Here is a 23048-nt window from a genome sequence, read left to right on the forward strand (position 1 = left end):
CACGACCGATCCACCACGACCGACTGATCGACAACACCCGGAGCACGCTCATGTTGACTCAAAGATTCTTCCGATTGACTGCCTCGCTAGCCCTGGCGGGCCTTTCCACCGTCGCCCTGACGGGCGTGGCCCAGGCGGCCACCGAGATCCGCGTCGCCTACGGCAACCAGCCGGGCGAGCCGGTCGACGTGGCGGTCAAGGCCTGGGCGAAAGAGGTCGCGGAAGCGAGTGGTGGCGAGTTGACGCTGAAGGCGTTTCCCGCCAGCCAGCTCGGCGGCGAAACCGAAGTGATGGAACAGGCCCGCTTCGGCTCGCCGCTGATCACCATCACCGCCTACTCCAACTTCATCAGTTCGGTACCGGACCTCGCCGTGCTGGACGCGCCCTATCTGGCCACGGATTTCGACAGCAAGCTCAAGGTGTTCGATTCCGACTGGTTCGCCGAGCAGGAGAAGAAGGTCGAAGCCGCCGGCTATCACATCGTGATTCCCAATACCGTCTACGGCGTGCGCCAACTGCTATCCCGCGAGCCGGTGGCCACGCCGGAAGACCTGGCCGGGGTCAAGATCCGGGTTCAGAACTCGCCGATGTACGTCGCCGCGATCAAGGCGATGGGCGCGGTGCCCACGCCGATGTCACTGGGAGACGTCTACCCCTCCCTGGCCCAGGGCCTGGTCGACGGCGTCGAGAATCCGCTGCCGGTGCTCTATGGCGGCAAGTTCTATGAAGTGGTCAAGAACCTCAACCTCACCTCGCACATGCATACCGTCGCGCCCTTCGTCACCGGCGAGGCGTTCTGGCAGCAGTTGAGCCCCGAGGACCAGAAGATCCTCACCGAGACCGGTCAGGAGATGGCCCAGAACCTGCGCACCCTGGTCGAGGAGCAGACCGAGAAGTCGCTTCAGCAACTCGAGGATGCCGGTGTCCAGGTCCACGAGGTGGATACCGCCCCGTTCCGCGAGCGCGCCCAGGAAGAGATTCCCAAGGCGTTCCCGCAGTGGAGCGAGGGGTTATATCAGCGGGTGAGTCAGATCATCAACGGTTGATCGAGCCGCTTTCCCGGCATGACAGCGCTCCCGTTCGACATCGAGCGGGAGCGCCATGGAGTTGACCATGCAAACGCTTTTCAAGGCGCTCGACCGCCTGATGCGGCTCGATGAGGTCATCGCCAGCCTGGCGCTGTTCGGGCTGTTCGTGGTGGCGATCGCCAACGTCTTCATGCGCTATCTGTTCTCGTCTCCGCTGGCCTGGAGCGAGGAGATCCTGCAGTTGCTGATGGTGTGGGCGACCTTTCTTGGCGCCAGCGCCCTGGTGCGTCGCAACGAGCACGTCCTGATCGGGCTGCTGGGCGACAAGCTGCCGCCCGGGCTGCGCCGCTGGAATACCCGGATCTTCAATGTCGGCATCGTCATGCTGTGTGCCCTGGCGATGCTCTACTGGGGGTTGGAACTGCTGCCCTTCTCGCGTTTTCGCAGCACCCCGATGCTGCAGATCCCCTACACCTGGATCCATGTCGCCATCCCCATCAGCGCCGCCATGATGCTCTACCACGGGCTGGTGCGCCTGATCACCGATGATCGTGGCGTGGCGTCATCGGACGCGATCGCCGACGTCGAAACCGCCGATGTCTTGAACACCAAGGAGTGATATCGATGGCCGTTGGCATTGCGCTCGTCGCGCTCTTCATCCTGTTCTGCCTGGGCACGCCGGTGGCCTTCGCGCTGTTCGCGTCGAGCCTGGCCTATTTCCTGATCGGTGCCGACCAGCCCATGGTGACGCTGATCCAGCGCCTCGCCGGCGGTCTGGAGTCGATCTCGCTGCTGGCGATTCCGTTCTTCATCATGGCCGGGGTGTTCATGAACCACTCCGGCATCACCGAGCGCCTGCTCAAGCTGGCCGAGCTGATGACCCGCCGCCTGCACGGCGGGCTGGCCCAGGCCAACGTGCTGCTGAGCACCTTCATGGGCGGGCTCTCCGGTTCCAACATCGCCGACGCGGCGATGAACGCCAAGCTGCTGGTGCCGAGCATGACCAGGGCCGGCTACCCCAAGGCGTTCTCCAGTGCGATCACCGCCTCGTCGTCGCTGATCACCTCGACCATACCGCCGGGCATCGCGCTGATCGTCTACGGCTACGTCAACAACGTCTCGATCGGCCGGCTGTTCCTGGCCGGCGTCGTCCCCGGCGTGCTGATGGCGGTCGCCATGATGGCGCTGGTGTCGATCCAGTGCCGGCGGCTCGGCTACCAGAAACCGCGCCGCGAACGCGTATCGCGTCACGAATGGATCAGCGTGACCCGCGCCGGCATCATCGCCCTGCTGCTGCCGGTGGTGGTGATCGGCGGTATCCGGATCGGGGTGTTCACGCCCACCGAGGCGGGCGCCATGGCGGTGCTCTACGCGCTGATCGTGGGGCTGTTCGTCTACCGCCAGATGGGGCTCGGCAGCGTCGCCGTGGCCACCCGCGAATCGCTGATGGCCTCGGTCAACGTGCTCTTCATCATTGCCGTGGCGTCGGGCTTCGCCCGCGTGCTCACCTGGGAGCAGATTCCGCAGCAGATCGCGCTGATGCTCTCTTCGGGCGTCGGCAGCGCGGTCGCCTTCCTGCTGATCGCCAACCTGCTGCTGCTGATCCTGGGCATGTTCCTCGAGGGCAACGCCATCCTGATCGTGCTGTCGCCGCTGCTGGCGCCGGTCGCCGCCCAGTTCGGCATCGACCCGGTCCACTTCGGCATCGTCTTCATCCTCAACGCCTCGATCGGCACGATCACGCCGCCGCTGGGGACGGTGATGTTCACCACCTGCTCGATCACCGGCGTCTCGATCGGCGCCTTCATTCGCGCCATCGTGCCCTACTGGCTGCTGCTGGTGGCGCTGCTGCTGGTGGTCACCTTCGTCCCCGCGGTCTCGCTGACACTGCCCAACTGGGTATTTTGAGCGCCGCTGAAAGCCAGGAGAGGACGCTGCCGGATAAGACCATGGCCGTATGTCGGCCATTGTCAGTCGCTTCGCCGTCGATCAGGCGGGTAAGATGGCGTTGCGCCGAAATATGTTGAACATATTTCCCCATGACACCGTGAGTCGAGACTTTCCTTCGTGTCGGACAAGCCAACGCCCCCCGCCGCCAAGCGCATCAGCGTCTCCGAAGCGCTGGTACGCGAGATCTTCGCCGGTAGCTACCAGCCCGGCGACTTCGTGCCCAAGGAGATCGATCTCTGCGAACGGTTTGCGCTCAATCGTTCGGCCGTGCGCAGCGATCTGCGTCAACTGGTGGACGCCGGCATCATCGAGCGCATTTCCGGATACGGTTCCCGCGTTCGCCCCTACGCCGAATGGAATATCCTCGATCCCCAGGTCACCGACTGGATGGTCCGGTTCGCCACTCCCATTCCGGGTATCCAGCGCGAGATCCTGGCGTTCCGATTCGACGTCGAACCCTACGTGGCGATGACCGCGGCCAAGCGCGCCACGGCGAGGGATCTGGTGGCGATCGAGGAGGCCTTCGAGGGCATGGGCCAGCATCTGCGCCAGCCCGTGGATACCGGTCACCGCGCCCGCCTGCATAGCGACTGCGACGTGGCCTTCCACGTCGCCATCTTCAAGGCGACTCACAACATCGTCTGGACCCAGCTCTCGCACATCCTGAAGCCCTCGATTCACCTGCTGGTGGAGACCTCCAACGTCAGCGCCAGTGATCCCGAGGAGAGCCTGGAACGCCATCGCGAGCTGATGGAGTGCATTCGCACCCGTCGCCCACGGGACGCCTTCTTCGCCTCGGTGGCCGTATTGGAAGGCACCGCCGCCGCGCTTGGCATCGAGATGCCGGACACGCTACTGGGAGAGATACCCGAAGCGCTGGGCGACCGATAGCTCGGTACTGCCCGCGCAATTTACCCTCACCGCATGATCAGGAGGTTCCATGGATCTAGGCATCAACGGCCGCTGGGCCATCGTCTGCGCCGCCAGCCAGGGGTTGGGCAAGGGGTGCGCCATCGCCTTGGCGAGAGAAGGCGTCAATCTGGTCATCAATTCGCGCCGCCAGGAGGCCCTCGAGGCGGTGGCGGAGGAGCTGCGCCGGATGAACGCGGCGATCGAGGTACGCGCGATCGCGGGCGATATCGGCGACCCGGCCACTCGGCAGGCCCTGCTTTCCGCCGTACCCCAGGTCGATATCCTGATCAACAACAACGGCGGACCGCCCCCGGGCGATTTCCGCGACTGGTCGCGGGACGACTGGATCGCCGCGCTGGATGCCAACATGCTCGCGCCCATCGCGCTGATCCAGGCCTGCGTCGACGGCATGGCGGAGCGCGGCTTCGGTCGCATCGTCAATATCACCTCGTCGGCGGTGAAAGCGCCGATCGACGTGCTCGGGCTATCCAACGGCGCCCGCAGTGGCCTGACCGGATTCGTCGCCGGCACGGCCCGCCAGTCACGCCTCGCCAGCTGCAATGTCACCATCAACAACCTGTTGCCGGGGAGCTTCGACACCCAGCGTCTACGCGGCAATATCGAGCGAGCGGCCAGCAAGGCCGGACGCGACGCCGAGGAGGTCGCCGGTGACCGGGCGGCAGCGATCCCCGCCGGCCGCTTCGGCAAGCCCGAGGAGTTCGGTGACGTCTGCGCCTTCCTCTGCAGCCAGCAGGCCGCCTACATGACCGGCCAGAACGTGCTGCTCGATGGTGGCGCCTATCCGGGGACTTTTTAGGGCGCCCGAAGCCGCGCCTGTCCGAGGGCTTACTACGGCGCCCGAAGACGCGCCCGTCCGGGGGCTTACTACGGCGCCCGAAGCCGCGCCTGTCCAGGGGCTTACTACGGCGCCCGAAGACGCGCCCGTCCGGGGGCTTACTACGGCGCTCGAAGACGCGCCCGTCCGGGGGCTTACTACGGCGCCCGAAGCCGCGCCTGTCCGGGGGCTTTTCAAGGCGCCCGAAGACGCGGCTATCTTGGTCGAAACGCTCCGAGACGCACCTCTGTCTCCCGCACTTCCAGGCTAGCGCCGCTCTCTGGAGAGCCCGAGGCTCGCCTTCGCTCGTGGCTCTTGGCTCGTGGCTCGTCGCTCGTGGCTCGTGGCTCGTGGCTCGTCGCTCGTGGCTCGTGGCTCGTCGCTCGTAGCTCGTAGCTCGTAGCTCGTAGCTCGTCGCTCGTAGCTCGTCGCTCGTCGCTCGTCGCTCGTCGCTCGTCGCTCGTCGCTCGTCGCTCGTCAGTGATTGTCCCGCGGCAGATCCCAGGCGATGGCGCGGTACTTGGTCGCCGGCGCCAGGGTCATGCCGCGGTCGAGCGGCTCGACCATCGAGCGCTGGATCTCCTGCCATGGGGTCTGATGATCGCGGTAGGGATAACCGCCGCTGGCTTCGAGCCGGGCGCGTCGTGCTGCCAGCTCCTCGTCGCCGATCAGCAGATTGGCTTCGCCACGCTTGAGATCGATACGGATCCGGTCGCCGGTTTCGAGCAGTGCCAGCCCGCCACCGGTCGCCGCTTCCGGCGAGGCGTTGAGAATCGAGGGCGACCCGGAAGTGCCCGACTGGCGCCCGTCACCGAGGCACGGCAGCGAGTCGATGCCCCGCTTGATCAACGCTTCCGGCGGCTGCATGTTGACCACCTCGGCGCCGCCGGGGTGCCCCACCGGGCCGGCGCCACGCATCACCAGGATGGTGTTCTCGTCGATGCCCAGCGCCGGGTCGTCGATGCGCGCGTGGTAGTCCTCGGAGCCGTCGAACACCGCGACCTTGCCCTCGAACGCCTCCGGGTCCTCCGGCCTGGAGAGATAGCGGCGGCGAAAGTCATGGGAAATGACGCTGGTCTTCATCAGCGCGGAGTCGAACAGGTTGCCCTTGAGGTTGAGGAAGCCCGCCGACTCGACCAGCGGATCGGCGTAGCGCCGGATCACGTCGTCATCCTGGGTCTCGCGACCGAAGCAGTTGGCGCGGAGCGTCTGGCCGTTGACCGTCAATGCATCGCCGTGGAGCCGCCCCGCCGTCAGCAGTTCGTGAACCACCGCCGGCACGCCACCGGCGCGGAAGAACTCCTCGCCGAGATAGGCACCGGCCGGCATCACGTTGGCAAGCAGCGGTATGGCATGCCCGAGGCGTTGCCAGTCATCGTTGGTGAGCTCGATCCCCGCGTGCCGGGCGATGGCGTTGATATGCACGGGCGCATTGCTGGAACCACCCAGCGCGGAGCAGACGACGATGGCGTTCTCGAACGCTTCCCGGGTGAGGATGTCGCTCGGGCGCAGGTCCTCCCACACCATCTCGACGATCCTTGCGCCGGTCTCATAGGCGACCATCGGCCGCTCCTTGTAGGGCGCGGGAATCATCGCCGAGCCGGGCAGGCTCATGCCCAGCGCCTCGGCCATGGAGTTCATGGTCGAGGCCGTTCCCATGGTGTTGCAGTGCCCCACCGACGGGGCCGAGTCGGCGATCCGGGCCAGGAACTCGGGGTAGTCGATCTCGCCGGTGGCGAGACGCTTGCGCAGCTCCCACACGATGGTACCGGAACCGACCCTCTCCTTGCCGCGCCAGCCGTTGAGCATCGGCCCACCGGAGAGCACGATCGCCGGGATATCGGCGGTGGCGGCGGCCATCAAGCAGGCTGGCGTGGTCTTGTCGCAGCCAGTGGTCAGCAGCACGCCATCGAGCGGGTAGCCGTGCAGCACCTCGACCAGCCCCAGGTAGGCAAGATTGCGATCCAGTGCCGCCGTCGGTCGACGCACGTTCTCGTGGATCGGATGCAGCGGGAACTCGAACGGGACGCCGCCCGCCGCACGGATGCCGGCCTTGACCCGCTCCACCAGCTGGATGTGATGCCGGTTGCAAGGCGTCAGGTCGGAGCCGGACTGGGCGATGCCGATGATCGGCTTGCCGGAGGAGAGCTCTTCCAGCGTGATGCCGTAGTTCATGTAGCGCTCCAGGCAGAGCGCCGTGGTTCCAGCGTGGTCGGGGTTGTCGAACCACCAGCGCGAACGCAGTTGGTCGGCGGTTCGGCGGGGACGTTCGCTCATGATCAGGACTCCAGAACGGGCGGATCCGGCGGCCACAGGTCGGGCAACCGGAGCGTCGTCATGCATGGGGGATTCGACGACGCGACGAGAACCTTGGCGGTCGGTCGGTACGTCGTGCCGTCACGAAGGGGTCAGAGCGCCTTGGCGGCCGAGTAGCCGAAATCGTCCTCGCTGCCGAGCACGTTGCGCAGGGGGCGGCCCAGCGCTGGCAGGTCGATCTCGTAGCGGTCGCCCGGTTCGACGACGATCTTGTCGGCGAAGCTCAGCGTCGCGGTCCCGAAGAAGTGCACGTGGACATCTCCCGGGCGGCGGAAATTACGATACTTGAAGTGGTGATGTTCGAGATTGGCGAGACTGTGGGCCATGTTGCCCTCGCCGGTCAGGAACGGCTTTTCCCACAAGGTACGGCCGTCGCGGACGATGCGGCTGGTGCCCTCGAGGTTGGCCGGCAGCTCGCCGACGAAGAGTTCCGGCCCGAAGCTGCAGGCGCGCAGCTTGGAGTGCGCCAGCCACAGGTAATTGAAGCGCTCGGTGACATGGTCGGAGAATTCGTTGCCGATGGCATAGCCGACCCGCCAAGGCTGGCCGCCCCTGCCGACGACGTAGAGGCCGGCCAGCTCCGGCTCCTCCCCGGCATCTTGGGCGAACGATGGGCTGGGGATCTCGGTTTCCGGCGCGACCACGCAGTCGCCGTCTCCCTTGTAGAACCACTCCGGCTGCGGCCCCACCTCGCCCGCGCTCGGCTTGCCGGCTTCCACGCCCATGCGGAACATGCGCATCGAATCGGTCAACTCGCTTTCGTCGACCTTGTCGGACGGCTGCATGGCGGCGGCGTGCATCGCCGAGCGCGTATCGGCGCTGCCAAGGTGCGTCAATCCGGTCCCGGTCACCAGACAGTGCGCCGGGTCGGGATGGGTCAACGGCGGCAACAACCGGCGCTCCTCGACCAGCCTGGCGTAGTCGAGCCGGGTTTCGGTCAAGGCGGCCTCGACCACGGTGGTCAATGAGTTGCCGTCGGCGATGGCGCGCTTGGCCAGACCGTAGACACCCTCGTCGCCATCGACGACCTGGACCTCATGTTCGTCGACGACCATTGCCACGGTCAGGCGGTCATCGTTCAGGCACTGAATCAGGCGCATCGGCACTCTCCTTGCATCGATCATCGGTCACTGTCGCCAACGTCCCGGCGGCGCCCCTGGCAGCAAATCGTGCATCGTCGCCGCGCGGGCCTTATGCCACTGCGGCACAGCGACCACCATTTATCATCACTGGCATATGTTGAACATATAAAAAATAAGTACAACATAGACTTTCGCAGCAAATACGTTGGCCACCAACCAGCGTAATCTGCATCTCAAAGGAGCTCGGTTGCTGACCTCACGCTGTCGGTTTTTTGATCGATGATGTTGAAAACAGAGATAAAAATAGAGCTAGTCGGATCATGTTCTGTTGCCGTCCATGGGTTCATCTGACGGCGCCGATTGATGACTGTTATACCAATGTCTAGCCAATACGTTTATTGCACTCAATGGTCATAAACCATAGTTTCAGTGAGCGACAGACCGATTACGTGGCGGTAAAAAAACCAAAACGCCAACAACACCCCTCCCCAAGGAGACACGCCATGAAGACATCCATCAACAAGCGTCATCTCGCTGGATTACTGGGATTGTCCCTGCTGCTGCCGCTGCCGGCGCTGGCCGACTATCCCGAAAAGCCGATCACGCTGATCGTCCCCTGGGCGGCTGGCGGCGGCACCGATGCAACTGCGCGAACCATCGCCGCCGCGCTGGAGGAGGAGCTGGGGCAGACCGTCAACGTGGTCAACCGAACCGGCGGTAGCGGCGTGGTGGGACACACTGCCATGGCCATGGCCAAGCCCGATGGCTACACGCTTGGCCTGATCACCGGCGAGATCAACATGATGCACTGGCAAGGGCTGACGCAGCTGACCTACAAGGACTACACCCCCATTGCCCAGATCAACTACGACTACGCCGGCATTCAGGTGGCCGCGGATGGCCCCTTCGACTCGGTCCAGTCGCTGGTCGACAAGATCGGGGCCGAGCCCGCGCGAACTTACACCGCGTCCGGCACCGGCCAGGGCGGCGTGTGGCACCTGGCCTTCGCCGGCTTCCTGCTGGACCAGGGTATGGAAGCCGACCGTGTCTCCTGGATTCCCAGCCAGGGCGCCGCGCCGGCGATGACCGAGATGGCGGCGGGTAGCATCGACATCGTGCCCAGCTCGGTTCCCGAAGGCCGCTCGATGATCGAGGCCGGCAAGGCCAAGAGCCTGGCGATCATGGCGCCGGAGCGGCTCGCGAGCTTCCCCGACGTCCCCACGCTGAAGGAGGCGATCGGTAGCGATTACACCATCGGTGAGTGGCGCGGCATCGCCGGCCCCAAGGGAATGGACCCGGACGTCGTGAAGACCCTGGAGACGGCCATCGAGGCCGCCTACAACAGTGACACCTACCAGAACTTCATGGCCAAGCAGGGCTTCGGCACCGAGTGGCGCGGGGCGGACGATTTCGGCCAGTTCATGGCCGAGCAGGACGAACGCTTCGGCAAGATCGTCGAGCAGGTGGGACTGGCCAAGTGATCCAGCGCCCCGAACGGGAGATGACTGCATGAGAGACTTCCTGCTCGGGCTGGCATTCGTGATCGGCGGCGGCGTGGTCATCGCCGTCGCCCAGACCTACCCAACCATGCCGACACTCCAGTTCGGCCCCTCGCTGTTTCCCTCGCTGATCGGCGGGGGCATGGTGATCGGCGGACTGGTGCTGGCACTGACCCGGGTAGGCCAACTCAGGATCGCGTTCGCCGGCCCCCGTGCCCAGACACCACGATACGATTACCGCGGCCTGCTGATCTCGCTGCTGCCCTGTGCGCTGATCGTCTTCTATATCCTCGCCAGCGAGTGGCTGGGCGCGCCCTTGTGCATGGCGGTGAGCATGCTGATTCTGATGCTGCTGCGCGGCGCCAGACCGTGGCTCTCGCTGATCGTGTCGCTGGTCGTCGCGACGGCGATCTACCTGCTGTTCTCACGCTATCTGCTGATTCCGCTGCCGGAAGGCACCCTGCTGTCTCAAATCCTACCCTAGCCTGGTGATTGCCCATGGACTCCTTTCTGCAAGGCCTGGCAATGGTGTTCAACGTCCAGACGATGCTGGTCATCGTCGCGGCGGCCGTCTTCGGACTCTTCGTGGGCGCCATTCCCGGCCTGACCGCCACCATGGCGGTAGCGCTGCTGGTGCCGATCACGTTCTACATGGATGCCACCCCGGCCATTGCCGCCATCGTGGCCACCTCGGCCATGGCGATCTTCGCCGGTGACATACCCGGCACCTATCTCAACATTCCCGGCACCCCGGCTTCCGCCGCTTATGTCGGCGAGTCCTATCGTCTCGCCCAGAAGGGCCGCGCTCGGGAAACGCTGGGTACCAACCTGGTCTGCTCCGTCATCGGCGGGCTGTTCGGCACCTTGGTGCTGGTGTTCGTCTCCCCCTCGCTGGCCGAAATGGCGCTCAATTTCAGCTCGTTCGAATACTTCTGGCTCGCCCTGCTGGGACTGAGCAGCTCGATCTTCATCGCCATCGGTTCCCGGGTCAAAGCGTTCCTGTCGTTGACCGTCGGCCTGCTGCTCTCCACGGTCGGTCTGGACATGATGAGTGGCGCGCCGCGCTTCACCTTCGGCGTCCCCGACCTGATGGCCGGCATCAATTTCATCCCGGTGATGATCGGCATGTTCGCGCTCAACGAGATCATGATGTTCTACGGCTCGCGGGCCGAGGCGCGCAGCGTCCCGGTGATGGCCAAGGACAGCGTGTTCGCCGGCGCGCCAAAGCACGTCAAGACCTACTGGCGTAACGTCCTTCGCGGCAGTTCGCTGGGCACGCTCATCGGCGCGCTGCCCGGTGCGGGTGCGGATATCGCGGCGTGGATCGCCTACGCGCTGGGCAAGAGCCGCTCCAAGGAGAAGGAGAAATATGGCACCGGCCATATCGAAGGCATCGTCGACGCCAGCTCCGCCAACAACTCCGGCATCAGCGGTGCCTGGGTACCGGCGCTGGTATTCGGCATCCCCGGCGACACCATCACCGCCATCGTCATCGGCGTGCTCTACATGAAGGGCATGAATCCGGGGCCGACGATCTTCATGAATGGCGGCGGCCAGGTCTATGCGCTGTTCACGGTCTTCTTCGTCGCCAACCTGATCATGCTGCCGATCGGCTACCTCGCCATCCGCGCCTCGAAGGTGTTCATCCTGACCCCGCGCAAGCTGCTGATGCCGGTGATTCTGAGCTTCTGCATCGTCGGCGCCTTCGCCATCAACAACTCGATCACCGATATCTGGATCATGCTGATCATCGGGATGGTGGCCTTCGTGCTGGCCCGCAATGACTTCCCCATGGCACCGGCGATCCTGGGCCTGGTGCTCGGCGGCACGCTGGAGAACAGCTTCATGAGTTCGATGCTGAAATCCAACGGCGATCTGCTGGCCTTCTTCGAACGGCCGATCAGCGCCGCCCTCGGCGCGCTGGTCATCCTGATCTGGCTGCTGCCCTCGTTGATCCGGCTGGTCCGCCGGCTGCGCAGCTCGCCGCCATCCAGTCACAAGCCGAGGTCCTCATGACACGCTACGATGCAGCCGACCTGCGCACTACCCTGGCCACGCTCTTCACCGAGAACGGCGCCTCGCCGGAAGTGGCGGAAACCACCGCCCGGATTCTGGTCGAGGGCGACCTGCTCGGTCACCATACCCATGGCGTGAAGCTGGCCAACGGTTATCTCAAGGACCTCAAGGCGGGACATGCCAGCGGCGACCACAGCCGGCTCGAGATCCAGGAGAACAGCCCGGTCGCGGCGCTGTTCGACGGCCACTACCTGCTGGGTCCGTACCTGGTGCAACGGGCGCTGGATCACTGCCGCGACGCCGCCGCCACCTTCGGGATCGGCATGGTCAGTCTCAAGCGCTCGCATCACATCGCATGCCTGGCGGCGTACCTGCAGCCGCTGGTCGAGGCCAATCTGGTTCCGCTGATATTGACCTCGGACCCGGCGGTCGCCTCGGTCGCACCGTTCGGCGGCCTGGATCGTGTCTACACGCCGAACCCGTTGGCCATCGGTATCCCGGGACGCGAGCAGCCGCTTCTGATCGACGTCAGCATGTCGACCATCACCAACGGCACCGTGGCCAAGACCCGTGCCGCCGGCGACAAGCTCGACCACCCGGCGATTCTCACCGGTCACGGCGAGATCAGTGACGACCCCGAGGACTATTTCGCCTCCCCGGAGGGGAGCATTCTGCCCCTGGGCGAACTCGCCTTCGGTCACAAGGGATTCGCGCTGGGGCTGATGGTCGAAGCCTTGACCTCGGCCCTTTCCGGCTATGGCCGCAAGGACGCCCCGGAAGGCTGGGGCGCGTCGGTGATGGTCATGGTGATCGATCCGGCCCGTTTCGGTGGCGTGGAACCCTTCCTCGACGAGACCGACCATCTCGCCAGACGCTGCCTCGGCAGCCGGCCACGCGATCCCGATCGACCGGTCCGCCTGCCGGGTCAGTCCGGCCTCGCCCGTCGCCGGGACTATCTGGACAACGGCATTCCACTGCCATCGGACGTGGTGGAGGCGATGCGCGAGGCCGTGGCAGACTCGTCGCTATCGGGCAGTACCGCGTTCGGCTGATGCCACCCCACTTTCTCTCGACTCGACAGGAGCTCACCGCGACATGGCCCCATTCAACGATTCCGACTCCGTTTCCCCGCAGCGCCAGGCCGGGCACTGCCTGCCCGACGATGCCGATCGCGCTCTGCTGGTGGGTCGCGTCTGGCTGGAGAGCGCCGGCGGCCGGTCCGGGCCGGCGCCGGTGGCGCTGCGCGGCGATACGCTGGTCGATCTCTCCCGCCACGTGGCCACCATGGCCGACCTGCTGGAGCGCGAAGACGCGACCTGGCTCGTGCGTGAAGCGCCGGGCGATAGCATCGGCACGCTCGACGAGATCCTGGCCAATAGCGTGGCCGATACGCCGAAGCCCCCCTACCTGCTGGCCCCCTGCGACGTGCAGGCGATCAAGGCCTGCGGCGTAACGTTCGCCGTCAGCCTGCTGGAACGGGTCATCGAGGAGCAGGCCGGTGGCGACCTCAAGCGTGCCGCCGAACTGCGCGAGGAGATCCAGGCGCTGATCGGTGGCGACCTGTCGCGGATCGAGCCCGGCTCGGCGGAAGCGATGGCGCTCAAGACCGAATTGCAGGCACGTGGCGGCTGGTCGCAGTACATGGAAGTGGGGATCGGCCCCGACGCCGAGGTGTTCTCCAAGGCGCAGCCGCTGTCGGCCGTCGGCCATGGTGCGCGGGTCGGCCTGCACCCCGCGTCCCAATGGAACAATCCGGAGCCGGAGATCGTGCTGGCGGTGGATGCCGAGGGCCAGGTCCGCGGCGCGACCCTGGGCAATGACGTCAACCTGCGCGACATCGAGGGCCGCAGTGCCCTGCTGCTGGGCAAGGCGAAGGACAACAACGCCTCCTGCTCGATCGGCCCCTTCATTCGCCTCTTCGATGAGCACTTCGGCATCGACGATGTCCGCAACGCCCGGGTCTCGCTGCGCATCGAGGGGGCGGACGACGACTTCGTGCTGGAGGGCGAGAGCGACATGCGCGAGATCAGCCGCGATCCGCTCGACCTGGTCGCGCAGACCTACGGTGCGCACCATCAGTATCCCGACGGCTTCATGCTGTTCCTCGGCACCATGTTCTCGCCGATCCAGGATCGGGATGGCGAGGGCCAGGGCTTCACCCACCACGTGGGCGACCGGGTGACGATCTCGACGTCCAGGCTGGGCGCGCTGACCAATGTCGTCGATCGCAGCGATCGGCTCCCCCCCTGGACCTTCGGTATTCGCGCGCTACTGGCCCACCTCGGCCAGCGCTGACATCGATCGCGAACGCACCACCCATCGCGAGAACGCAGCGAGTGCCGCCGCCGAGCCGGCGGCGCTCAGGCGTCGTCGCGCATCAACAGGATATCGATGAACTCGCCGACCACGTCCGATATCTCTTCCCCCTTGCGGGTCAGAACACCGTAATAGCCCAGCGGCTCGCCGATCACCAGCGGCAGCGCGGTGAATTTACCTGCCGAGATCGCGGTCTTGAGTACCGACGTCGGCAGCAGCGCAATGGCGTCCGATGAGCTCACCAGTTGCAGCGTCGTCTGTGTCGACGTGGTTTCCACCACGTTGCGGGGCGACGACACGCCGGCTTCGGCCAGAGCGACTTCGAACAGGCCCCGCATCGGGCTGCTCATGGGATGCAGGACCCAGGGCCAGCGCACGATCTCGCCGAGCCCGGGGAGACTTTGGCACAGCGGGTGCTCCGCCCTGACCACGATCGAGACGGGCTCCGCCTGCAGGGGCATGAAGTCGAACAGATGATGCTGGGCGTGCTCCGTGACTCGCCCGAGCACCACGTCCAGGCGCTTGTACTCCAGGTCCGCCAGCAGCCGGTCGCTGGAGTTCTCGAACAGGCTCACCGCCAGCTGTGGGCGTCGCGCCTTGATCGAGGTGATCGCCTTGGGCAGCAACAGCGGTGCCGCGCCCGGCACCGAGCCGATGACGAGCTTGCCGTACCCCCCCTCCCGCAGCGACACCAGATCGTCGATCAGGCGGTCGGTGTCGTTGAGGATGCTGCGGGCGTAGCGCACTAGCAACCGCCCGGCGTCGGTGATCTCCATGTGGCGAGGCTGACGATAGAAAAGCGTCATGCCGAAGAAGGTCTCGATGTCCTTCAGCATCTTGCTGGCCGCAGGCTGACTCATGTTCATATGGCGAGACGTGGCGTGAAGATTGCGACTTTCGTCTAGCGTGACGAGCAGTACGAGATGCTTGATTCGCAACCAGCCCTTGACGTGAATACGACTATCGTTGGACATCAATGCCACCCCGCATAATCCTTTGGTCAAAAACAATAACCCTCGGTTATCGGGGTTGCAAAAAAAACGATTAGCCACCGATCTCGAGCGCCGATTAGGCTACCGAATGACCCACGAAAGATGGCTCGTACTTTCGACGGATATTCCCAAATGACGTTTTTTATTTTTGAAAAATAGAAGACAAAAAACAGGGTGACTTTCCGGTATTGAAAGTCGTCGAGGGTACCCACTCTCCATCCCATACTCTCCAGGCAAGGAATCTTCTCGGCATGCCCACGATTCAACGCGTCGAAGTTCAGGACATTCGCTTTCCGACCTCCCGCGAGCTGGACGGGTCGGATGCGATGAACGCCGCGCCGGACTATTCAGCCACCTATGTCATTCTGCACACCGATGCCGATGACGGTATTACCGGCCACGGCCTGACCTTCACCATCGGCCGCGGCAACGAGATCTGCGTGACCGCCGTCGAATCGCTGGCAACGCGTCTGGAGGGGCGTTCGCTGTCGGACATCACCGCCGACATGGGCGCTTACTGGCGGGAACTCACCAGCGGGGACAGTCAGTTGCGCTGGCTGGGGCCGGAGAAAGGCGTCATTCATCTGGCCTGCTCGGCGATGATCAACGCGATCTGGGATCTGTGGGCCAAGCGGGAAGGCAAGCCGGTGTGGAAGCTGCTGGCCGACATGACGCCAGAGGAGCTGGTCCGCTGTCTCGATTTCCGCTTCGTGACCGATGCGCTGACGCCGGAAGAAGCGATCGGCCTGCTGCGCCGCCAGGCGCCAACCAAGGCCGAACGCGAGGCCCACCTGCGCGAGCACGGCTACCCCGGCTACACCACCTCGGCCGGCTGGCTGGGCTACTCCGAGGAGAAGATGCGGTCGCTGTGCCGCCAGGCGATCAGCGATGGCTGGGAGCACTTCAAGCAGAAGGTCGGCGGCGACATCGAGGAGGATCGACGGCGGGCCCGCATCCTGCGCGAGGAGATCGGCGAGGAGCGGCTGTTGATGATGGACGCCAATCAGATGTGGGACGTCGACGAGGCGATCGCCAACATGCGTCGGCTGGCCGAGTTCCGGCCACACTGGATCGAGGAGCCGACCAGTCCGGACGACGTGCTCGGTCACGCCGAGATTCGTCATCGGCTGTCGCCGATCGGTGTCGCCACCGGCGAGCACTGCCACAACCGGGTGATGTTCAAGCAGCTCTTCCAGGCGGACGCCATCGATTTCTGCCAGCTGGATGCCGCCCGCCTGGGTGGACTCAACGAGGTGCTCGTGGTGCTGCTGATGGCCGCGAAGTATGACATCCCGGTCTGCCCCCACGGCGGTGGCGTGGGCCTGTGCGAATACACCCAGCACATCTCCATGTTCGACTACATCGCCGTTTCCGGATCGCTCGAGGGTCGCCTGCTCGAGTACGTCGACCATCTGCACGACCATTTCATCGACCCGGTCAGGATCGATCGCGGGCACTATCAGCTACCCGATGCCGCCGGCTACGGCGTCACCATGAAAGCCAGCTCGCTCGATGCCCACCGGTTTCCCGGCGGCAGCGCCTGGCAGCAGTAGCCTCGTGCGCCGGACGCCCGCCACCCAGAGCATTCGGACGTCGCCAACGCGGGCGTCGCCATGCCGCAAGTCACTCACGCGATTCATGCCACTCACGCGATAAGCACCAACAACGTTATGGAGCCGAAGATGACAACAATCACATCCTTCCCCCACGCGACACGCCCTGGACGGACCCGTTCCCGGTTGACGACGCTGATGGTGGCGACGGTCCTCGGTCTGACCAGCCTTTCTGCCGTGGCGGCGACCGAGATGCCGCCAATCCCGGAAGTCACCGGTGATGTCGTCGAGGGCGACGGCAACGACTACAACCTCAAGTTCAACATCGGCCTGACCCAGTCCAGCGCGCAGTATCGCGGCCTGGAGTATTTCAAGAAGATCGTCGAGCAGCGCAGCGACGGTCATATTCAGGTGCAGACGTTCCATAGCGCACAACTGGGCGACGACCTGCAGTCGGTCAGCGCGCTGCAGGCCGGCACGCTGGAGATGACGGCGCCGTCGACCTCCCCCATGGTCAGCATGTTCCCGCAGTTTGCCGTCTTCGACCTGCCGTTCCTGTTCCCGACCCCGGAAATCGCCGACAAGGTACTGGACGGGGATATCGGTCAGCAGATGCTGAAGGACGCCTCGACGAAGGGACTGGTGGCGATCGGCTGGGCCGAGAACGGCTATCGCCAGTTGACCAACAGCAAGCTGGCGGTGACTTCCCCCTCGGATCTGGATGGCTTGAAGGTCAGGACCATGCAGAACCCGATCCATCTGGATATCTGGCGCACGCTCGGCGCCAACCCGACCCCGATGTCCTTTGCCGAACTGTTCACCGCGCTGGAGCAGGGTGTCGTCGACGGCCAGGAGAACCCGTGGATCACCATCGAATCCTCCAAGTTCAATGAAGTGCAGCAGTACGCGACCGAGACCAACCACGTCTACACGCCGTTTATCACCCTGGTGTCCGAGCGCTTCTGGAACCGGCTGCCGGAGAGCTATCAGCAGCTGCTGCGCGAGGCGGCCAAGCAGATGGGCGACTACGAGCGCCAGGTCAGCCGAACGCTCAATGACCAGATCAAGCAGGAGCTGAAGGAACAGGGCATGCAGATCACCGAACTGACGCCCGAGCAGATCGCGACCTTCCAGGAAGATCTGGCACCGGTCTACGACGACTGGCGTGACAAGATCGGCGGCGACTTGATCGACCGTATTCGCGCTGAGTCCCAGGCTCAGTAAGTACCGGTTCGCCGCAGGCGCCGACTCGCGCCTGCGGCGAGTGCGTGATCACGGAGGTCATGATGAGTGCCGACTCGCCTTCCGCCCGGGGTCTCCTGGGCTGGCTACGCCAAACGCTGGAAATCGCTGCCGGGCTACTGGTGCTGGGCGTGGTGTTCTGCGTCACGGCCAACGTCTTTGGCCGCTTCGTTCTCAACTATTCCTACACCTGGGCCGAGGAGCTCTCCCGGGTGCTGTTCATCTGGCTGGTGCTGCTCGGCGCCGGCGTGGGCAGTCTCGGCAACGAGCACGTGGCGGTCACGTTCTTCCGCGACAAGGCGCCCGCCGGACTGCGCAAGGCCGCCGTGCTGCTGAGCATCGCCATCGTCTACATCGTCTGCATCTGCATCCTGCTCGGGTTCAACGAAGTCATCTCGGGCTACACCAGCGCCACGCCGATGCTGGGCATACCCCAGACGTTTCTGTACAGCGCCATGCCGGTGATGGCGATCCTGACGATCATCGCCAACACCATCGCCCTGTTCTCCCTGTTCCGGAGCAAGACATCATGATCCTGTGGAGCATTCTGATAGGGCTGGCCATCTGTATCGTCATCGGCATGCCGATCTCGTTCGGTCTCGCGGCCATCAGCCTGTTCATCTTCTTCGAGTCAGGCTACGCGCTCTCGCCGATCGTGGCCCAGGCGGTCAACGGCCTGGACTCCTTTCCGCTGCTGGCCATCCCGCTGTTCATCCTGGTCGGGGAAGTCATGAGCGCCGGCGGCATCGCCACTCGCCTGGTGCGACTGGCCAGCGCCCTGGTCGGGTTCGTGGCCGGCGGCCTGGGCCAGGTCGCGGTGCTGACATCGATGTTCTTCGGCGGCATCAGCGGCTCGGCCGTGGCCGACGCTTCCGCCGTCGGCAGCATGATGATCGAGCCGATGAAGCAGCATCGCTACAGCGCACCGCTGGCGACGGCGATCGTGGTGGCCGCCTCGGTCGTCGGCATCATCATCCCGCCCTCGATCCCGATGATCCTGTTCGGCGTGGTCACCAACACCTCGATCTCGCAGCTGTTCATGGCGGGTATCGTACCGGGCATCCTGATCACGCTGGGGCTGGCGGTCACCACCTACGTCCAGTCGCGCAAGAACGGCCGTGGCCAGCCCTTCTCGGTGCCCGAGCTGTTCGCCGCGTTGAAGGAAGCGCTGCTGGCGCTGCTGCTGCCGGTGATCATCGTCGGCGGGATCCTGTCGGGCGTCTTCACCCCGACGGAGAGCGCGGCGATCGCGCTGGTCTACGCCTTCGCGGTCTCTTTCTTCATCTACCGTAGCCTGACGCTGAAACGTTTCTTCGAGCTCTGTATCGCCACCGGCAAACTCACCGGCGTGGTGATGCTGCTGCTGGCCTTCGCCAGCGTTCTCGCCTGGCTGCTCACCGCCAACATGATCCCGCAGCAACTGGTGGTCAGCCTGTCCGCGATCACCGAGAACAAGCTCCTGCTGCTGCTGATCCTGTCGGGTTTCCTGCTGATCGTCGGCTTCTTCATGGATCTGACGCCGGCGATGGTGATCCTGGCCCCGCTGATGACGCCGGTGGTGGTCAAGCTGGGCATCGACCCGGTCTATTTCGGGGTGCTGATGTCGTTCATCCTGGGGATCGGCCTGATCACGCCTCCCGTGGGTACGGTGCTCTACGTCGGCTGCGGCGTCGGCAAGGTCGGCATGGAGAGCCTGGTCAAGAGCCTGCTCCCCTTCTACTTCACCTTGATCGGCCTGCTGGTGCTGTTCCTGCTCTTTCCTCAGGTCGTCCTCTGGTATCGCTGATGCCAGCCGGTTTCGACGACGATGAGTGGCTTCGATAACGTTTCGAGAGGTGATGCATGACCATTCAAGCCACGCTGATCGACGAGCTGGCCGTGATGCTGGGCCAGGGGGGGGTGCTGACCGACATCGATGACATGGAACGCTATTGCGTCGACTGGCCGGGCTACCGTGGTGGCGCCCCCCTGGCAGTGGCGCGGCCGGCGACGACGCACCAGGTGGCCGACGTGGTGCGCTACTGTCATCGACACGACATCCCGCTGGTGCCCCAGGGGGGGCACAGCGGCCTGGTGGGCGGCGCCCTGCCCGATGGCGAGCGGCCGGAACTGGTCGTCAGTCTCGAGCGGATGACGGCGATCCGCGACGTCGATCCGATCAATTTCACCATGAGCGTGGATGGCGGCTGCGTGCTGCAGTCGGTCAAGGATGCCGCCGAGGCGGTGGATTGCGATTTTCCGCTCTCGCTGGGTGCCCAGGGCAGCTGCCAGATCGGCGGCAACGTCTCGACCAACGCCGGCGGCCTCAACGTGCTGCGTTACGGCATGATGCGACAGCTGGTCCTGGGGCTGGAGGTGGTGCTGCCGGATGGTCGGATATACAACGGCATGAAAGCGCTGCACAAGGACAACACGGGCTACGATCTCAAGCAGCTGTTCATCGGTGCGGAGGGCACGCTCGGCATCGTGACCGGGGCGGTCCTCAAGCTGTTTCCCCGCCCTCAGGTCAGTCGCAGCGCGCTGCTGGCCTGCCCCAGCGTGGCTGCCGTGCTCGAACTCTACGCGCTGGCGCGACGCAGTTGCTGCGACCTGCTGACCGCCTTCGAGCTGGTGCCTCGCACCTGCCTCGAACTCGCCATGGAGGCCGCCCCCGACCTGCGCGACCCGCTGGACGCACCGGCGCCCTATTACGTCTTGATGGAAGCCAGCGCCAGTGGACCGGCGGACCTGGACAGCATGATCGAGAGCCTTTTCGAGCGCGGGCTCGAGACCGGCCGGCTGACCGATGGCGTGCTGGCCACCAGCGAGGCGCAGGCCGGCAATCTCTGGCGCATTCGCGAAGCCATGCTGGAAGGCCAGCGCAATCGTGGCGAGCACCTGCGCACCGACGTCTCGCTGCCGATCTCCTCGTTGAACACCTTTCACGAGCGCGCCACCGAGGAGATCGGGACATTGTGCCCGCAAGCGACGATCATCGCCTACGGCCATATCGGCGACGGCAATCTGCACTTCAACATCCTGCCGCCTCCAGAGCTCGGCCCCGACGAGCGCTCGTCGCTGCTGCATGAGCTGGAGGAGCGCCTGTTCGAGATCGTCGCCGACTTCGATGGCAGCATCAGCGCCGAGCATGGCATCGGCCGCTTCAAGCAGACCGCCTTCCTGGAGACGCTGTCCGAGCCGGAATACGACATCATGCGCGGCCTGAAGCGGCTTCTGGACCCCCGTTACCTGATCTCCCCTGGCCGGATTCTGCCCCGCCCCGTCGAATGAATCGGCCCCGCCCGCGCACTCTTCTTTCAGGAAGCGACTCATGCAAGATTCCCCTGTCGATAAAGATCGTCACCTCGAGGATATCCAGACCGTCGGCTTTCTCGGAACCGGCATCATGGGGGCCCCCATGGCGGCCCGCCTGGCGGATGTCGGTCATCGCGTCCGGGCCTGGAACCGCACGCCCGACAAGCTGGCACCGCTGCAGGCCGCCGGCGTGGTCGCGGCTCCATCCCCCGAGGCGGCCGTCCACGACGCCGATGTGGTCATCGTGATGCTGAGCGCGGGCCCCGTCTGCGACGAGATCCTGTTGGGCGAGACCGGCATCATCGCCGCGATGCGGCCCGGCAGTTGCCTGATCGTGATGAGCTCGATCCCGGTGGAGACCGCCAAGGGGCAGGCGGACGCCGCCGGCCTCCACGGTGTCGACTACCTCGACGCACCGGTCTCCGGCGGGGAACGCGGCGCCATCGAGGGCACGCTGGCGATCATGGTCGGTGGCGAGGCATCCGTTTTCGAACGCCATCGCCCGCTGCTGGCAACCCTCGGTCGCCCCACCCATGTCGGGCCCGCCGGGAGCGGCCAGCTCGCCAAGCTCGCCAACCAGATGATCGTGGCCAACACCATCGCCACCGTGGCCGAGGCGCTGCTGCTGGTGGAGCGTGGCGGGGCCGATCCCGCGCAGGTGCGTCAGGCGTTGATGGGCGGTTTCGCCGACTCGACCATTCTCGAGGTTCACGGCCAGCGCATGCTGGAGGAGAGTTTCCTGCCCGGCGGTGCCGCGAAGTGGCAACACAAGGACACCCAGACGGCAATGGCGCAGATGGCTCGCCTGTCGCTCGACCTTCCCATGAGCCGTCAGGCCGATGCGCTGTTCGGCGACATGCTGGCGAACGGCGATGGCGAGCTGGATCACAGCGCGCTGATCCGGGAGTTGCGCCGACGAAACGGGATGCCGGTCGATTGAGCTCAGGACACGTCGGGCAGCCGGCGATCTGCCCGGTCAGCGCTGGCTCAACCAGCGCAGATACCCAGGCTCCCTCAGTTCGCCGGCATGCCGGAAGTTGGCCAGGCGTTCCTGGACCAGTGCCTCGGAGTCCCTGATGTGCCGGTGAAGTGCGTCGCTGGCCTGCGCGGCGCGCCGCTGCTGCATCGCTTCGAAGACCTGCCGATGCGCAGCGAAGAAAGGGTCGCCCGGCGGCAGTTCGATCTCGCCTCCCAGCAGATGCTTGCTGATCAGCAGGATCGGCCGGGTGCGCTGAAGCATGGTCAGGATCTCGGCGTTGCCGCCCTGCTCCAGCGCCTCGTGATGCAGGTCGTTCTCCAGCGCATCGAGCTGGCTGGCCTCGATTCGAGGGTAGCTGGCCTGGGCTTGATCCAGGCGATCCAGATAGCGCTGAATCGCCTTGTCCGGGATTCGCTCGCAGGCCCGCGCGATCATGAACGGCTCCAGCTGACGCCGCGCATCGTAGAGTTGATGCAGTCGATCGTCGTCCAGCGGCACCACGTTCCAGCTACTGTACTTGACCTTCTCGACGACACCGAGAGACTGCAGCTGCAGCAGAATGCGGTAGGTCGTGGCGCGGCTGACACCCAGTGACTTGGCCAGTTGCAGCTCGTTGAGCTCGAGTCGGCCTTTCATCGAGCAGAGGACGACGTCGTGCTCGACCCGTTCCGCCAGCGCGCGCCAGGAGTCCGTCCGCTTGACGGAGGCGCGGCCGCCTGCGGCCCGGAAATCGGCCGCCGTCAGCGAGCGGCGCACGATACTCCCCGGTGCCCGCCCCACCAGGAACCCGCGGCCGTCGAAACGGCTGATGGCGCCCTCGTCGTGCAGCCGCCCCAGGGTCTGGCGCACCGGCGAACGGCTCATCCCGAAGATATCGGCGATGTTGCCCTCGAGCAGCACCAGGCCGGGCTCCAGATGGCCACTGGCCATGCTGCGCAGCAGGGCCTCGTAGAGTTGATCCTTGAGCGTCTTGGTCATCGAACTGATCCCGCCACGTTTTCGGTGGACCTGAATCGGGAACGTGCCACGATTCA

Annotated in this window: 20 protein-coding genes; 16 read left to right on the forward strand and 4 right to left on the reverse strand. The window is 65.0% G+C overall.

The genetic code is table 11. The features are described from left to right. The first annotated feature begins 50 nt into the window (after window positions 1–50). The 5 genes from DOM45_RS04650 (at window position 51) to DOM45_RS04670 (ending at window position 4707) form a co-directional block, all read left to right on the forward strand. Window positions 51–1046 (forward strand): C4-dicarboxylate TRAP transporter substrate-binding protein, encoded by a 996-nt coding sequence (locus DOM45_RS04650; protein ID WP_110598956.1) that lies wholly within the window; start codon window positions 51–53, stop codon window positions 1044–1046. A gap of 67 nt (window positions 1047–1113) precedes the next feature. Continuing rightward, complete coding sequence (locus tag DOM45_RS04655; protein WP_110598958.1) at window positions 1114–1647, forward strand: TRAP transporter small permease; 534 nt, start codon at window positions 1114–1116, stop codon at window positions 1645–1647. 5 nt (window positions 1648–1652) lie between these two features. Continuing rightward, a complete protein-coding gene (locus DOM45_RS04660) occupies window positions 1653–2936 on the forward strand; it encodes a TRAP transporter large permease (RefSeq protein ID WP_110598362.1) in 1284 nt (427 codons plus the stop codon). A gap of 159 nt (window positions 2937–3095) precedes the next feature. Further along, a complete protein-coding gene (locus tag DOM45_RS04665) occupies window positions 3096–3869 on the forward strand; it encodes a FadR/GntR family transcriptional regulator (protein ID WP_110598363.1) in 774 nt (257 codons plus the stop codon). Window positions 3870–3918: 49 nt separating this feature from the next. Then, complete coding sequence (locus tag DOM45_RS04670) at window positions 3919–4707, forward strand: SDR family oxidoreductase (RefSeq protein ID WP_110598364.1); 789 nt, start codon at window positions 3919–3921, stop codon at window positions 4705–4707. Window positions 4708–5202: 495 nt separating this feature from the next. Here the strand turns inward: DOM45_RS04670 and DOM45_RS04675 are convergent, their stop codons facing one another. Both DOM45_RS04675 and araD1 read right to left on the reverse strand, forming a co-directional pair. Beyond that, the gene (locus DOM45_RS04675; RefSeq protein ID WP_110598365.1) at window positions 5203–7002 is read right to left on the reverse strand and encodes an IlvD/Edd family dehydratase; all 1800 of its coding nucleotides are present in this window, start codon (window positions 7000–7002) and stop codon (window positions 5203–5205) included. A 131-nt stretch (window positions 7003–7133) separates the two neighbouring features. Beyond that, window positions 7134–8141: an AraD1 family protein gene (gene araD1, locus DOM45_RS04680; protein ID WP_110598366.1), complete on the reverse strand. Its 1008-nt coding sequence runs from the start codon at window positions 8139–8141 to the stop codon at window positions 7134–7136. Between the two features lie 485 nt (window positions 8142–8626). Between araD1 and DOM45_RS04685 the strand changes: the two genes are divergently transcribed. From DOM45_RS04685 to DOM45_RS04705, 5 genes are read left to right on the forward strand one after another with little or no spacing between them, the layout of a single operon-like run. Further along, window positions 8627–9604: a tripartite tricarboxylate transporter substrate binding protein gene (locus DOM45_RS04685; protein ID WP_110598367.1), complete on the forward strand. Its 978-nt coding sequence runs from the start codon at window positions 8627–8629 to the stop codon at window positions 9602–9604. Window positions 9605–9632: 28 nt separating this feature from the next. Beyond that, entirely contained in the window at window positions 9633–10106 is a 474-nt protein-coding gene (locus tag DOM45_RS04690; protein WP_110598368.1) for a tripartite tricarboxylate transporter TctB family protein, read from the forward strand. 14 nt (window positions 10107–10120) lie between these two features. Next, entirely contained in the window at window positions 10121–11638 is a 1518-nt protein-coding gene (locus DOM45_RS04695) for a tripartite tricarboxylate transporter permease (protein ID WP_110598369.1), read from the forward strand. Next, window positions 11635–12690: an Ldh family oxidoreductase gene (locus DOM45_RS04700; RefSeq protein ID WP_110598370.1), complete on the forward strand. Its 1056-nt coding sequence runs from the start codon at window positions 11635–11637 to the stop codon at window positions 12688–12690. The genes DOM45_RS04695 and DOM45_RS04700 overlap by 4 nt, the downstream gene beginning before the upstream one ends. Before the next feature lie 43 nt (window positions 12691–12733). Then, a complete protein-coding gene (locus DOM45_RS04705) occupies window positions 12734–13933 on the forward strand; it encodes a fumarylacetoacetate hydrolase family protein (RefSeq protein WP_110598371.1) in 1200 nt (399 codons plus the stop codon). Between the two features lie 65 nt (window positions 13934–13998). Here DOM45_RS04705 and DOM45_RS04710 read toward each other — a convergent pair whose 3' ends face one another. Beyond that, the gene (locus DOM45_RS04710; protein ID WP_110598372.1) at window positions 13999–14928 is read right to left on the reverse strand and encodes a LysR substrate-binding domain-containing protein; all 930 of its coding nucleotides are present in this window, start codon (window positions 14926–14928) and stop codon (window positions 13999–14001) included. 269 nt (window positions 14929–15197) lie between these two features. On the opposite strand from DOM45_RS04710, the gene DOM45_RS04715 reads away from it, so the two are divergent. The 6 genes from DOM45_RS04715 (at window position 15198) to DOM45_RS04740 (ending at window position 21975) form a co-directional block, all read left to right on the forward strand. Next, entirely contained in the window at window positions 15198–16499 is a 1302-nt protein-coding gene (locus DOM45_RS04715; protein ID WP_110598373.1) for an L-fuconate dehydratase, read from the forward strand. A 129-nt stretch (window positions 16500–16628) separates the two neighbouring features. Further along, the gene (locus tag DOM45_RS04720; protein WP_110598374.1) at window positions 16629–17723 is read left to right on the forward strand and encodes a TRAP transporter substrate-binding protein; all 1095 of its coding nucleotides are present in this window, start codon (window positions 16629–16631) and stop codon (window positions 17721–17723) included. A 62-nt stretch (window positions 17724–17785) separates the two neighbouring features. After that, window positions 17786–18274: a TRAP transporter small permease gene (locus DOM45_RS04725; RefSeq protein WP_110598375.1), complete on the forward strand. Its 489-nt coding sequence runs from the start codon at window positions 17786–17788 to the stop codon at window positions 18272–18274. Further along, the gene (locus DOM45_RS04730) at window positions 18271–19527 is read left to right on the forward strand and encodes a TRAP transporter large permease (RefSeq protein ID WP_110598376.1); all 1257 of its coding nucleotides are present in this window, start codon (window positions 18271–18273) and stop codon (window positions 19525–19527) included. The genes DOM45_RS04725 and DOM45_RS04730 overlap by 4 nt, the downstream gene beginning before the upstream one ends. Before the next feature lie 56 nt (window positions 19528–19583). Continuing rightward, window positions 19584–21011 carry an FAD-binding oxidoreductase gene (locus DOM45_RS04735; protein WP_110598377.1) on the forward strand — a complete coding sequence of 476 codons (1428 nt, stop codon included), beginning with the start codon at window positions 19584–19586 and terminating at the stop codon, window positions 21009–21011. Window positions 21012–21051: 40 nt separating this feature from the next. After that, window positions 21052–21975 (forward strand): NAD(P)-dependent oxidoreductase, encoded by a 924-nt coding sequence (locus tag DOM45_RS04740; protein WP_110598378.1) that lies wholly within the window; start codon window positions 21052–21054, stop codon window positions 21973–21975. A 36-nt stretch (window positions 21976–22011) separates the two neighbouring features. Here the strand turns inward: DOM45_RS04740 and DOM45_RS04745 are convergent, their stop codons facing one another. Next, a complete protein-coding gene (locus tag DOM45_RS04745; protein WP_110598960.1) occupies window positions 22012–22992 on the reverse strand; it encodes a GntR family transcriptional regulator in 981 nt (326 codons plus the stop codon). Window positions 22993–23048: the final 56 nt, after the last annotated feature.

Origin of the sequence: Salinicola lusitanus (genome assembly GCF_003206045.1) — a bacterium.
In the GTDB taxonomy this organism is placed as follows: Bacteria; Pseudomonadota; Gammaproteobacteria; order Pseudomonadales; family Halomonadaceae; genus Salinicola; species Salinicola lusitanus.